The sequence below is a fragment of the Streptomyces sp. NPDC107562 genome, from assembly GCF_055657325.1.
Map to the genome: position 1 here is coordinate 177153 of NZ_JBVKBE010000007.1, position 13663 is coordinate 190815.

Genomic DNA, 13663 nt, shown 5'->3' on the forward strand with positions numbered 1-13663 from the left:
GAGTAGCCATGTCGACACGTACCGGCATCGGGGTTCGGTGAAACAAAATCATGCAAGCATGCTTGATTTGTTCCGGCGCCGCTGCCACGCTCCTGCCCATGGCCGACCCCACCCCCGTCTTCGACGACCTGCGTGCGGAGAGCGACGAACTCGACCGAGTCGTCGCCGACTTGGAACCCGAGCGCTGGACGCTCCCCACCCCCGCGCCCCGCTGGACCGTCGCCCACCAGATCGCGCACCTCGCCTGGACCGACCGCTCCGCCCTGCTCGCCGTCACCGACGAGGACGCGTTCCGGAACCTCGTCGAGAAGGCCCTCGCCGCGCCGGAGTCGTTCGTGGACGACGGCGCCGACGAAGGGGCGCGGCTGCCACCCGCCGAGCTGCTGGCGAGCTGGCGGCACGGGCGTGCCGCCCTCGACGCGGCGCTGCGCGCGGCCCCGCCCGGCGCGCGCTTCCCCTGGTACGGCCCGCCGATGTCCGCCGCCTCCATGGCCACCGGACGGATCATGGAGACCTGGGCCCACGGCCAGGACATCGCCGACGCCCTGGGCGTCGAGCGCACCCCCACGGACCGGCTGAGGCACGTCGTCCGTATCGGCGTCCGCGCCCGCGACTTCGCCTTCGCTGCGAACGGCCTGCCCGCGCCCGGCGAGGAGTTCCGGGTCGAGCTGGTCGCCCCCTCACGTGCGGTGTTGACGTTCGGCCCCGAGGGCGCCGCCCAGCGCGTCACCGGAACCGCGTACGACTTCGCGCTCCTGGTCACCCAGCGCGCCCACCGCGACGACCTGGACGTGCGCGCCGAGGGCGCGGACGCCGACCGCTGGCTGGACATCGCCCAGGCCTTCGCGGGCCCGCCCGGCGACGGCCGTCCGCCGAAGGGGGACGCCCGGTGACCTTGCGCATCGGCAACGCGTCCGGCTTCTACGGAGACCGCTTCGACGCCCTGCGCGAGATGCTCACCGGCGGCGAACTCGACGTCCTCACCGGCGACTACCTCGCCGAGCTGACCATGCTCATCCTGGCCCGCGACCGGCTGAAGGACCCCTCCGCCGGGTACGCCCGCACCTTTCTGCGCCAGCTGGAGGAGTGCCTCGGACTCGCCCACGACCGGGGCGTGCGGATCGTCACCAACGCCGGTGGCCTCAACCCGGCCGGGCTCGCGGACGCCGTGCGGCGCCTGGCCGACCGCCTCGGCATACCCGTGCGGGTCGCGCACGTCGAGGGCGACGACCTCACCGCCGCCCACCCGGGTGCGCTGGCCGCCCACGCCTACCTCGGCGGCTTCGGTATCGCCGCCTGTCTGAGGGAGGGCGCCGACGTCGTCGTCACCGGCCGGGTGACCGACGCGGCCCTGGTGACAGGCCCGGCTGCCGCGCACTTCGGCTGGGGGCCCGGCGACCACGACCGGCTCGCGGGCGCCGTCGTCGTCGGTCACGTCCTGGAGTGCGGCACCCAGGCAACCGGCGGCAACTACGCCTTCTTCGGTGAACGGCAGAGCGACCTGCGCCGCCCCGGCTTCCCCCTCGCCGAGATCCACGCCGACGGCACCGCCGTCATCACCAAGCACCCCGGCACCGGCGGCTTCGTCGACGTCGGCACGGTCACCGCGCAGCTCCTCTACGAGACCGGCGCCGCCCGCTACCCCGGCCCCGACGTCACCGCCCGCCTCGACACCGTCCGCCTCACCCAGGAGGCCCCCGACCGCGTCCGGATCGAGGGCGTCCGCGGTGAGGCGCCGCCTCCGACCCTCAAGGTCGGCCTCAACCGCCTCGGCGGCTTCCGCAACGAGGTCACCTTCGTGCTGACCGGCCTCGACATCGAGGCCAAGGCCGCCCTCGTGCGGCAGCAGATGACGGATGCCCTGACCAAGTCACCGCCGGAAGAGATCCGTTGGGACCTCGTGCGGACCGACCGGCCCGACGCCGGCACCGAGGAGACGGCCAGCGCCCTGCTCCGGCTCGTCGTGCGCGACCAGGACCAGACCGCCGTCGGCCGGGCCCTCGGCGCCGCCGCCGTCGAACTGGCCCTCGCCAGCTATCCCGGCTTCCATGTGCTCGCGCCCCCCGGAAAGGGCGCGCCCTACGGGGTCTTCGAGGACGTGTACGTCCCCCAGGGCGACGTCCCGCACACCGCGGTCCTGCACGACGGACGCCGTGTCCCCGTGGACCCGCCGCGGGACACCCTCGTACCGGAACCGGTCGAGGACCCTCCGCTGCCCGCGCCCCTCCCGGCCGGCCCCACCCGTCGCGCCCCCCTCGGTCTCGTCGCCGGCGCCCGCAGCGGCGACAAGGGCGGGAACGCCAACGTCGGCGTGTGGGCCCGTACCGACGAGGCCTGGCGGTGGCTGGCCCACGAGCTGACCGCCGGGCGCTTCCAGGAACTGCTCCCCGAGACCCGTCCGCTGCCCGTCGCCCGCCACGTCCTGCCCCACCTGCGCGCCCTCAACTTCGTCGTCGAGGGCATCCTCGGCGAGGGCGTCGCCGCGCAGGCACGTTTCGACCCGCAGGCCAAGGCCCTCGGCGAATGGCTGCGCTCCCGCCACCTGGACATCCCGGAGGCCCTCCTGTGACCGTCCTGTCCTCCGCCCTCGACACCACGAGCCCCGAGTACGGGGCGAACCGCGAGGCGATGCTCGCCAAGCTCGCCGACCTCGACGCCGAGCACGCCAAGGCCCTCGCGGGCGGCGGCGAGAAGTACGTCGCCCGGCACCGGGCGCGCGGCAAGCTCCTCGCCCGCGAGCGCATCGAACTGCTCCTCGACCCCGACACGCCGTTCCTGGAGCTGTCCCCGCTCGCCGCCTGGGGCAGCGACCACACCGTCGGCGCCTCGCTCGTCACCGGCATCGGCGTCGTCGAGGGCGTCGAGTGCCTGATCACCGCCAACGACCCGACAGTGCGGGGCGGCGCGAGCAACCCGTGGAGCCTGCGGAAGGCCCTGCGCGCCAACGACATCGCCCTCGCCAACCGCCTGCCCTGCATCAGCCTGGTGGAGTCGGGGGGCGCCGATCTGCCCTCCCAGAAGGAGATCTTCATCCCCGGCGGGGCCATCTTCCGGGACCTCACGCGGCTTTCGGCGGCCGGCATCCCGACCGTCGCCGTCGTCTTCGGCAACTCCACGGCCGGTGGCGCGTACATCCCCGGCATGTCCGACCACGTCATCATGGTCAAGGAGCGCGCCAAGGTGTTCCTCGGCGGCCCGCCCCTGGTGAAGATGGCGACCGGTGAGGAGAGCGACGACGAGTCCCTGGGCGGCGCGGACATGCACGCGCGTGTCTCCGGCCTCGCCGACTACTTCGCCGTGGACGAACCCGACGCGCTCCGGCAGGCACGGCGCGTCGTCGCCCGCCTCAACCACCGCAAGGCGTACGGGACTCCGGGCCCGGCCGAGCCGCCCAAGTACGACCAGGACGAGCTGCTCGGCATCGTCCCGGGCGACCTGAAGGTGCCCTTCGACCCGCGTGAGGTCGTCGCCCGGATCGTCGACGCCTCCGACTTCGACGAGTTCAAGCCGCTGTACGGGACCAGTCTGGCCACCGGCTGGGCGACCCTGCACGGCTACCTGGTCGGCATCCTCGCCAACGCGCAGGGGGTGCTGTTCAGCGAGGAGTCGCAGAAGGCCGCCCAGTTCATCCAGCTCGCCAACCAGCGCGACATCCCCCTGCTCTTCCTGCACAACACCACCGGCTACATGGTCGGCCGGGAGTACGAGCAGGGCGGCATCATCAAGCACGGCGCGATGATGATCAACGCGGTGAGCAACTCCAAGGTGCCCCACCTCTCCGTCCTGATGGGCGCCTCCTACGGCGCCGGGCACTACGGCATGTGCGGGCGCGCCTACGACCCGCGCTTCCTGTTCGCCTGGCCCAGCGCCAAGTCCGCCGTCATGGGCCCGCAGCAGCTCGCGGGCGTGCTGTCCATCGTCGCCCGCCAGTCCGCCGCCGCGAAGGGCCAGCCCTACGACGACGAGGCGGACGCCGCCCTGCGCGCCATGGTCGAGCAGCAGATCGAGTCCGAGTCCCTGCCGAAGTTCCTCTCCGGGCGCCTGTACGACGACGGCGTCATCGACCCGCGCGACACCCGAACCGTCCTCGGCCTGTGCCTGTCCGCGATCCACACCGCCCCCTACGAGGGCGTGCGCGGCGGCTTCGGCGTCTTCCGGATGTGAGGCCCAGTGATCACCACCGTTCTAGTCGCCAACCGGGGCGAGATCGCCTGCCGGATCTTCCGCACCTGCCGTGAGCTGGGCATCCGCACTGTCGCCGTGCACTCGGACGCCGACGCGAACGCCCTGCACACCCGGGTGGCCGACGCCGCCGTACGGCTGCCGGGAGCGACGCCCGCCGAGACGTATCTGCGCGCCGACCTGATCGTCACGGCCGCCCTCGCGTCCGGCGCCGACGCGGTCCACCCCGGCTACGGCTTCCTCTCCGAGAACGCCGGCTTCGCGCGCGCCGTCCTCGACGCGGGCCTGCTGTGGATCGGCCCGCCCCCGGCGGCCATCGAGGCGATGGCGTCCAAGACCCGAGCCAAGGAACTGCTGGGGCTCGCCCCCCTGGAGACGGTCACGGAGGCCGACCTCCCCGTGCTCGTCAAGGCGGCGGCGGGCGGCGGCGGACGGGGGATGCGCGTCGTACGGCGCCTGGCGGACCTGGACGCCGAGCTGACCGCCGCCCGCGCGGAGGCCCTGGGAGCCTTCGGTGACGACGAGGTCTTCGTCGAGCCGTACGTCGAGGACGGCCGGCATGTCGAGGTGCAGATCCTCGCCGACACCCACGGCACGGTCTGGGCGCTGGGCACCCGCGACTGCTCCCTCCAGCGCCGCCACCAGAAGGTCGTCGAGGAGGCACCCGCCCCCGGCTTGACCCGCGAACTCACCGAGTCCCTCCACGAGACGGCCGTACGCGCCGCCCGCTCCGTCGGCTACACGGGCGCCGGGACGGTCGAGTTCCTGGTCGCCGACGACACCGCGCACTTCCTGGAGATGAACACCCGCCTCCAGGTCGAACACCCCGTCACCGAGGCCGTCTTCGGCATCGATCTGGTGGCCCTCCAGCTCCGGATCGCGGAGGGGCACCCCCTGGAGGCAGAAGCCCCGCAGCGCAGCGGCCACGCCGTCGAGGCCCGCCTCTACGCCGAGGACCCGGCGCGGGACTGGGCCCCGCAGACCGGCACCCTGCACCGCCTGGACGTGCCCGACGGTATCCGCCTGGACAGCGGATACACGGGCGGCGACGAGATCGGCGTCCACTACGACCCCATGCTCGCCAAGGCCGTCGCCCACGCCCCCACGCGCGAGGAGGCCCTCCGTAAGCTCGCCGGCGCCCTGGAACGCGCCACGATCCACGGCCCGGCCACCAACCGCGACCTCCTGGTCCGCTCCCTGCGGCACAAGGAGTTCACGACCGGGCGCATGGACACGGGTTTCTACGCCCGCCACCTGAAGGAACTCAGCGAACCCGCCCCCGACCCCCTCGCCCCGCTCGCCGCCGCCCTGGCCGACGCAGCCGGTCGCGGCCGCCCCGGCGCCTGGCGCAACGTCCCCTCCCAGCCCCAGACCAAGCGCTACACCATGGCGGGCGAGGAGCACGAGGCCCGCTACCGGCACACCCGCGAGGGCCTCACCGCGGACGGCGTCCTCGTCGTCCGCGCCGCCGCCGACGAGGTCGTCCTCGAAGTGGACGGGGTACGGCGGAAGTTCGCCGTCGCACGCTACGGCGACGAGGTCCACGTCAACGCCACCCGCCTCACCGCCCTGCCCCGCTTCCCCGACCCCACCGCCCAGCACGCCCCGGGCTCGCTCCTCGCCCCCATGCCGGGAACCGTCGTACGCGTCGCCGAGGGACTCACCGAAGGCGCCGCCGTGACGGCAGGACAGCCCCTGATCTGGCTGGAGGCGATGAAGATGCAGCACCAGATCTCGGCACCGGCCGACGGCACACTCACCGCACTGCACGCCACGCCGGGACAGCAGGTGGAGCCGGGCTTGCTGCTGGCGGTGGTGCAGCCGAACTGAGGGGCGCGGGGCCGCAGAGAACATGCGGCTCCGCCGCGCGAGCGCGACCAGCCACCCACCACCCGCACCCGGAGGAATCGCATGACCACCCTCATCGAACCCGCGGAGCACAAGGCCCTGCGCGCCGCCGTCGCCGCCCTCGGCAAGCGCTACGGCCGCGACTACCTCACCCGCACCGTCGCCGAGGGCAAACCCCTCGCCGAACTCTGGGCCGACGCCGGGAAACTCGGCTACCTCGGCGTCAACCTCCCCGAGGAGTACGGCGGCGGAGGCGGCGGCATCTCCGAACTCGCCATCGTCCTCGAGGAACTCGGCGCCGCCGGCAGCCCCCTGCTCATGCTCGTCGTCTCCCCGGCGATCTGCGGCACCGTGATCGCCCGCTTCGGCACCGAGGAGCAGAAGCGCGACTGGCTCCCGGGACTCGCCGACGGCACCCGCCTCATGGCCTTCGGCATCACCGAACCCGACGCCGGCTCCAACAGCCACCGCATCACCACCACCGCCCGCCGGGACGGCGCCGACTGGCTCCTGACCGGCCGCAAGGTGTTCATCTCCGGCGTCGACATCGCCGACGCCGTCCTGATCGTCGGCCGCACCGAGGACGCCCGCACCGGCAACCTCAAGCCCTGCCTGTTCATCGTCCCCACCGACGCCGAGGGCTTCCACAAGCGCCCCATCGACATGGAGCTCAACGCCGCCGAGAAGCAGTTCGAGCTGACCCTGGACGACGTACGCCTGCCCGCCGACGCGCTTGTAGGCGACGAGGACGCGGGCCTGCTGCAACTCTTCGCCGGGCTCAACCCCGAACGCGTCATGACCGCCGCCTTCGCGATCGGCATGGGCCGCTACGCCCTCGCCAAGGCCCTCGACTACGCCCGCGAGCGCACCGTGTGGAAGACGCCCATCGGCGCCCACCAGGCCATCGCCCACCCCCTCGCGCAGGCCCACATCGACCTGGAACTCGCCCGCCTGATGACGCAGAAGGCGGCACACCTCTACGACGCCGGCGACGACATCGGCGCCGGTGAGGCCGCCAACATGGCCAAGTACGCGGCGGGCGAGGCCTGTGTGAAAGCCGTCGACCAAGCCGTGCACACCCTCGGCGGCAACGGCCTCACCCGCGAGTTCGGCCTCGCCTCACTGATAACGGCCGCGCGCGTGGCTCGTATCGCACCGGTGAGCCGGGAGATGATTCTCAACTACGTGTCCCACCAGACCCTCGGTCTGCCCAAGTCGTACTGAGCCGCACCGTACTGAGCCGCACCGCTTGGAGGAACCGTGTTCCGCAGCGCGTACGCCGACGTCCCGCCCGTAGAACTCCCCATCCACGACGCCGTCCTGGGGCACGCCGCCGACTTCGGCGACCTGCCGGCCCTCGTCGACGGCACCGACGGCACCACCCTGACCTACGAGCAGGTGGACCGCTTCCACCGGCGGATCGCCGCCGCGCTCGCCGAGGCCGGCGTCCGCAAGGGCGACGTCCTCGCGCTGCACAGCCCGAACACGATCGCGTTCCCCACCGCGTTCTACGCCGCCACGCGCGCGGGTGCCGCCGTCACCACCGTCCACCCGCTCGCCACCGCCGACGAGTTCGCCAAACAGCTGCGCGACTCCGCCGCCCGCTGGATCGTCACCGTCTCCCCCCTGCTGGAGACCGCCCGCAGAGCCGCCGAACTCGCGGGCGGCGTCCGCGAGATCTTCGTCTGCGACAGCGCTCCCGGCCACCGCTCCCTGATCGACATGCTCGCCTCCACGGCCCCCGAGCCGAACGTCGCCGTCGACCCCACCGAGGACGTGGCGGCCCTCCCCTACTCCTCCGGCACCACCGGCGTCCCCAAAGGCGTGATGCTCACCCACCGCCAGATCGCCACCAACCTCGCCCAGCTCCACCCGGCGATCTCCGCGGGCCCCGGCGACCGCATCCTCGCCGTTCTGCCCTTCTTCCACATCTACGGCCTCACCGCCCTCATGAACGCGCCCCTGAGAGTCGGCGCCACCGTCGTCGTACTGCCCCGCTTCGACCTGGAGCAGTTCCTCGCCGCCATTCAGAACCACCGCATCACCGGCCTCTACGTCGCCCCGCCCATCGTGCTCGCCCTCGCCAAGCACCCCGCGGTCGCGCGGTACGACCTGTCGTCCCTCAAGTACGTGATCAGCGCCGCCGCCCCCCTCGACGCGCACCTCGCCGCCGCCTGCTCCCAGCGGCTGAACCTGCCGCCCGTCGGCCAGGCCTACGGCATGACCGAACTCTCCCCGGGCACCCACGTCGTCCCCCTGGACGCCATGGCCGACGCCCCGCCCGGCACCGTCGGCCGGCTCATCGCCGGCACCGAGATGCGCATCGTCTCCCTCGACGACCCCGGCAAGGACCTCGGCACCGGCGAACCCGGCGAGATCCTCATCCGCGGCCCCCAGGTCATGAAGGGCTACCTGGGCCGCCCCGACGACACCGCCGCGATGATCGACAGCGACGGCTGGCTGCACACCGGGGACGTCGGACATGTCGACGCCGACGGCTGGCTCTTCGTCGTGGACCGCGTCAAGGAACTCATCAAGTACAAGGGGTTCCAGGTCGCCCCCGCCGAACTGGAGGCCCTGCTCCTGACCCACCCCGGCATCGCCGACGCCGCCGTCATCGGCGTGTACGACGACGACGGCAACGAGATACCGCGCGCCTACGTCGTCCGCCAGCCCACCGCGCCCGACCTCACCGAGAACGAGGTCATGCTGCACGTCGCCGAACGCGTCGCCCCCTACAAGCGCGTCCGCCAGGTCAGCTTCATCGTCGGCGTCCCCCGCGCCGCCTCCGGCAAGATACTGCGCCGCCAACTCCGGGAGAACGCGTGACCCTGATCGGCCGTACCCGCACCCGGGGAGTCGAGACCCTCACCCTCGACTCCCCGGCCAACCGCAACGCCCTCTCGGCCGCCCTGGTCGGCGAACTCGCCGCCGCGCTCGCCGACAGCGGCAAGGACGACGACGTCCGCGCCGTCCTGCTGACCCACACCGGCAACACCTTCTGCGCCGGCGCCGACCTGCGCGACCCGCCCGACCCGGACGCCCTCGTGCACCTGCTCCGGCAGATCACCGAGCTGCCCCGCCCCGTCGTCGCCCGCGTCACCGGCCACGTCCGTGCCGGCGGCCTCGGTCTGCTCGGCGCCTGCGACATCGCCGCCGCGTCCACCACCGCCACCTTCGCCTTCACCGAGGTACGCATCGGCGTCGCCCCCGCCGTCATCTCCCTGCCGCTGCTGCCCCGCACCGACCCGCGCGCACTCGCCCGCTACTGCCTCACCGGCGAACGCTTCGACGCCGCCGAGGCCGCCCGCATCGGACTGCTGACCGTGGCCGGCGACGACGCCGACGCCGTACTCGCACCGATCCTCGACGGCCTGCGGCGCTCCTCGCCCCAGGCCCTGGCCGAGACGAAACGGCTGCTCACGGCTAAGGTGCTGCACACATTCGACCGGGACGCGGCCCAGCTGACCGCCCTCTCGGCCCGGATGTTCGCCTCCGCCGACGCCCGCGAGGGCATGACGGCCTTCCTCGAACGACGGGATCCCCCATGGGTGCTGTGAACCCGGCCGGCGCCGCCGGCACGGTCACGACCGTGACCGCCGGGGACCGCGCCGACCGCGTGCCCAAGCAGGATCGCAGCCGGGCCACCCGGCAGCGGCTCCTGGAAGCCGCCTTGGCCTGCCTCGCCGAACACGGCTGGGCGGGCTCCACCGTCACCGTCGTCGCCGAACGCGCCGGCGTCTCCCGGGGCGCCGCCCAGCACCACTTCCCCACCCGCGAGGACCTCTTCACCGCCGCCGTCGAGTACGTCGCCGAGGAGCGCTCCGGCGCCCTGCGCGCCCTCTTCCCGCAGGGCGCCGCGGGCGACCGCCGGGCAGTGGTCTCCGCCCTCGTCGACCTCTACACCGGCCCGCTCTTCCGCGCCGCCCTCCATCTCTGGGTCGCCGCCTCCAACGAGGAGCAGCTGCGGCCCCGCGTCACCGAACTGGAGGCCCGCGTCGGACGCGAGACCCACCGGATAGCCGTCGACCTCCTCGCCGCCGACGAGACCCGCCCCGGCGTCCGCGAGACCGTCCAGGGACTCCTCGACATGGCCCGCGGCCTCGGCCTCGCCAACCTGCTCACCGACGACGCCGGACGCCGCGAGCGGGTCGTGGCCCAGTGGGCCGCGTTGCTGGACGAGGCGCTCGGCTGACCCGGGAGCGGATCCCCGTAACCGGCGCACTCAGGGGCTGAGCCGCTCCACCCGCCAGCCGCCGTCGGCCACCGCCGTGTACCGGAGACGGTCGTGCAGACGGTTCTCGCGGCCCTGCCAGAACTCCACCGTCCGCGGCACCACCCGGAAACCGCCCCAGTGCGGAGGCACGGGGACCTGCTCGCCCTCCGGATAGCGGGCCGCGAGGTCCGCGTAGGACGCGTCCAGCTCGGCACGTGACGCGATCACCGACGACTGGGCGCTCGCCCACGCACCGAGCTGCGAACCGTGCGGACGGGTACGGAAGTACGCGGCGGTCTCGTCGCGGCCGGTACGCCGCGCCCGGCCCGTCACGATCACCTGGCGGGCCATCGTGTACCAGGGGAACAGCAGCGAGACGTGCGGATTCTCGGCGAGGTCGCCGGCCTTGCGGGAGTCGTAGTTCGTGTAGAAGACGAACCCGGCCTCGTCGAAGTGCTTCAGCAGCACCGTCCGGGAACTCGGCCGGCCCTCCGCGTCCGCCGTCGAGACCACCATCGCGTTCGGCTCGAACAGCCGCCCCTCCGTGGCGGCCTGCTGGAACCACCGCGCGAACTGCTCCACCGGCGTCGCGGCCAGCTCGACCTCGGCCAGCCCCGACGCCCGGTAGTGCTTGCGCATCGCGGCGGGATCCGGCTGGGCGGGGACGGCGTGTTCGTCGGTCACCCGGTCATCTTGCCGTATGCGGGGCGGGCCGTCGGCGGGGTGGCGCTCCGCATGCCCTGGCACCGGGTGCCGCCACCCCTCCCCAAGGCCGGCACCCGGGGATATCGTGCAGATGCCGATCCCGTTGGGTGACCGCGCGCCCCACGGGGCATGACCCTCATGACCGCCCAGGACCGCGAGTCCGTAGCCGACCGTGGATCCCCCGGGCGATCACCGTTTCCCCACCGAAACACGCTCACCACCAACCGCACCACCGGTCACCGGTCACCACCGGCCCTCCGGTCACCACCGGCCCTCCGGTCACAGCCGGCGAGCCGGTCACCACCGGTCACCCCGCCACACCCGCACACACACGGGGGTGCCGCACCACACCCGTGGCCCACAACCGCCTGCCGTACACATCCGAGGAGCCGCCTGATGTCCGACTTCGTACCCGGACTTGAGGGAGTCGTCGCGTTCGAGACGGAGATCGCCGAACCGGACAAGGAGGGCGGCGCCCTCCGGTACCGCGGCGTCGACATCGAGGACCTGGTCGGTCACGTCTCGTTCGGCAACGTCTGGGGCCTGCTCGTCGACGGCGCCTTCAACCCCGGCCTGCCGCCCGCCGAGCCCTTCCCCATCCCCGTGCACTCCGGCGACATCCGCGTGGACGTCCAGTCCGCCCTCGCCATGCTCGCCCCGGTATGGGGCCTCAAACCGCTGCTGGACATCGACGCCGAACAGGCCCGCGAGGACCTCGCCCGCGCCGCCGTCATGGCCCTCTCCTACGTCGCCCAGTCCGCCCGTGGCCAGGGCCGCCCCATGGTCCCGCAGAGTGAGATCGACAAGGCCGGCACCGTCGTCGAACGCTTCATGATCCGCTGGCGCGGCGAGCCCGACCCCAAGCACGTCGCCGCCGTCGACGCCTACTGGACCAGCGCCGCCGAACACGGCATGAACGCGTCCACCTTCACCGCCCGGGTGATCGCCTCCACCGGCGCCGACGTCGCGGCGGCCCTCTCCGGTGCCGTGGGAGCCATGAGCGGCCCCCTGCACGGCGGCGCCCCCTCCCGCGTCCTCGGCATGATCGAGGAGATCGAACGCACCGGCGACGCCGAGGCCTACGTCAAGCAGGCCCTCGACAAGGGCGAACGCCTCATGGGCTTCGGCCACCGCGTCTACCGCGCCGAGGACCCGCGGGCCCGCGTCCTGCGCCGCACCGCCCGCGAACTCGGTGCCCCCCGCTTCGAGATCGCCGAGGCCCTGGAGAAGGCGGCCCTGGAGGAACTCCACAACCGCCGCCCGGACCGGATCCTGGCCACGAACGTCGAGTTCTGGGCGGCCATCATGCTCGACTTCGCCGAGGTCCCCGCCCATATGTTCACGTCGATGTTCACCTGTGCCCGCACGGCCGGCTGGTCCGCCCACATCCTCGAACAGAAGCGCACCGGCCGCCTGGTCCGCCCCTCGGCCCGTTACATGGGCCCGGGCCCGCGCGACCCCCGCTCCGTCGAGGGCTTCGACGACACCGCCCGCTGACCCCGCGAACGCAGACGACCCGCGAGTCTGGTTCCTCCAAGGAGGAGCCGGCCGGACGTACCGGCGACTCGCGGGTCGGGTGACTGCTCGGGATTGGGCCGGCTGCACGCGCCTTTCACGTGCGGGTCCGGCACCGCACAGAGTGTGGTGACGGGCCGCTAGCCCGCAGCCACCTCACGCGTCCGGTTTGCATACATCTGCCGAACCACCTCCCTTCTCGTGTACGCGCCACCTTAAGAAGCGTTCGGCGACCCATCAAGTGCTTTTTTCGAGTGCTTCTACGAGAACCGCGCCGGGCGTTAGCGTTCTGCGCATGACAAAGCGGGGGGCTGGGTTCGGAGGGTCGGGGTTCGAGGAGCCGATCGGCTGTACGCGGGCGGTGGTCGACGGCGACCGGGTGCACGTGCCGGGGACGACCGGGTTCGACTACGCGACCATGGCGATCTCCGACGACGTCGTGGAGCAGGCCGAGCAGTGTCTGCGGAACATCGGCGCGGCGCTGGCGGCGGCCGGCTGCACGTTCGCCGACGTGGTGCGGGTGCGCTGCCTGCTGCCGGAGCGGGCGGACTTCCCACCGTGCCGGCCGGTGCTGCGTCGGGTGTTCGGGCAGGTGCGGCCGGCCGCGACGATGATGGTGTGCGGGCCGGTGGACACCCGGATACGGATCGAGATCGAGGTGGACGCGCGGCGCGGGCCCGTGGACGGGGTGCGGATCGAGGTCGCCGAGGGGGAGCGGATGCTGGAGCAGTGGCGCGACGTGCACAACACCGTGGTGCCGCCCGGCGCGCTGTCCCTGGACGAGGTGCGGGAGCGCGGCGGGCGGTACCGGCTGGAGAACGCCTACGTCGGTGACGTGCTCGTGGGGTGCTCGACCGTGCGGCCCGCGCAGCGGGAGGGCGGCGCGGTGACGGTGATCGCCCGGGTGCTGCCGCAGTGGCGGGGGCGGGGGGTCGGGCGGGTGCTCCACGACCATGTGCTCGGGCAGGCGCGTGACATGGGGGCCGGGGTGGTGGAGACCTGTGTGCTGGCCGCCAACGGCGACGGTCTGCGGTTCGCCGAGTCGCGGGGGTTCGTCGAGGTTGACCGGTATGTGCTCCCGGGGAACCGGGACGAGTGGGTTGACCTGCGGCTTTCGGTCATCGAGAGTTAGCGGGCGGTTGTCCCTCGGTTGTGGTGCGGTTTCCGCCGCGCAACGATTCCCGCAATCTTGCGGGA

General features: G+C 72.8%; 11 protein-coding genes. 10 read left to right on the forward strand and 1 reads right to left on the reverse strand.

Features of this window, described 5'->3' with window-relative positions; genetic code table 11:
• Window positions 1–98 precede the first annotated feature (98 nt).
• The 8 genes from ACZ7LV_RS21135 to ACZ7LV_RS21170 all read left to right on the forward strand — a co-directional run bounded on the left by ACZ7LV_RS21135 (window position 99) and on the right by ACZ7LV_RS21170 (window position 10225).
• Complete coding sequence (locus tag ACZ7LV_RS21135) at window positions 99–893, forward strand: TIGR03084 family metal-binding protein (protein ID WP_471941236.1); 795 nt, start codon at window positions 99–101, stop codon at window positions 891–893.
• A complete protein-coding gene (locus ACZ7LV_RS21140) occupies window positions 890–2569 on the forward strand; it encodes an acyclic terpene utilization AtuA family protein (protein ID WP_471941237.1) in 1680 nt (559 codons plus the stop codon). Before ACZ7LV_RS21135 ends, ACZ7LV_RS21140 begins: the two co-directional genes overlap by 4 nt.
• The gene (locus ACZ7LV_RS21145; RefSeq protein WP_471941239.1) at window positions 2566–4164 is read left to right on the forward strand and encodes an acyl-CoA carboxylase subunit beta; all 1599 of its coding nucleotides are present in this window, start codon (window positions 2566–2568) and stop codon (window positions 4162–4164) included. Before ACZ7LV_RS21140 ends, ACZ7LV_RS21145 begins: the two co-directional genes overlap by 4 nt.
• Before the next feature lie 6 nt (window positions 4165–4170).
• Entirely contained in the window at window positions 4171–6012 is a 1842-nt protein-coding gene (locus ACZ7LV_RS21150) for an acetyl/propionyl/methylcrotonyl-CoA carboxylase subunit alpha (protein ID WP_471941240.1), read from the forward strand.
• A gap of 81 nt (window positions 6013–6093) precedes the next feature.
• On the forward strand, window positions 6094–7254 hold the full coding sequence (locus ACZ7LV_RS21155; protein WP_471941242.1) for an acyl-CoA dehydrogenase family protein: 1161 nt from the start codon (window positions 6094–6096) through the stop codon (window positions 7252–7254).
• 36 nt (window positions 7255–7290) lie between these two features.
• A complete protein-coding gene (locus ACZ7LV_RS21160; RefSeq protein WP_471941244.1) occupies window positions 7291–8859 on the forward strand; it encodes a 4-coumarate--CoA ligase family protein in 1569 nt (522 codons plus the stop codon).
• Window positions 8856–9590 carry an enoyl-CoA hydratase family protein gene (locus ACZ7LV_RS21165; RefSeq protein ID WP_471941245.1) on the forward strand — a complete coding sequence of 245 codons (735 nt, stop codon included), beginning with the start codon at window positions 8856–8858 and terminating at the stop codon, window positions 9588–9590. The genes ACZ7LV_RS21160 and ACZ7LV_RS21165 overlap by 4 nt, the downstream gene beginning before the upstream one ends.
• A complete protein-coding gene (locus ACZ7LV_RS21170) occupies window positions 9578–10225 on the forward strand; it encodes a TetR/AcrR family transcriptional regulator (RefSeq protein WP_471941246.1) in 648 nt (215 codons plus the stop codon). The genes ACZ7LV_RS21165 and ACZ7LV_RS21170 overlap by 13 nt, the downstream gene beginning before the upstream one ends.
• A gap of 30 nt (window positions 10226–10255) precedes the next feature.
• Here ACZ7LV_RS21170 and pdxH read toward each other — a convergent pair whose 3' ends face one another.
• A complete protein-coding gene (gene pdxH / locus ACZ7LV_RS21175; RefSeq protein ID WP_471941247.1) occupies window positions 10256–10930 on the reverse strand; it encodes a pyridoxamine 5'-phosphate oxidase in 675 nt (224 codons plus the stop codon).
• 417 nt (window positions 10931–11347) lie between these two features.
• Here pdxH and ACZ7LV_RS21180 point away from each other — a divergent pair, with 417 nt between their 5' ends.
• Both ACZ7LV_RS21180 and ACZ7LV_RS21185 read left to right on the forward strand, forming a co-directional pair.
• The gene (locus ACZ7LV_RS21180; protein WP_401682164.1) at window positions 11348–12448 is read left to right on the forward strand and encodes a citrate synthase 2; all 1101 of its coding nucleotides are present in this window, start codon (window positions 11348–11350) and stop codon (window positions 12446–12448) included.
• 313 nt (window positions 12449–12761) lie between these two features.
• On the forward strand, window positions 12762–13598 hold the full coding sequence (locus ACZ7LV_RS21185) for a GNAT family N-acetyltransferase (RefSeq protein ID WP_471941248.1): 837 nt from the start codon (window positions 12762–12764) through the stop codon (window positions 13596–13598).
• Window positions 13599–13663: the final 65 nt, after the last annotated feature.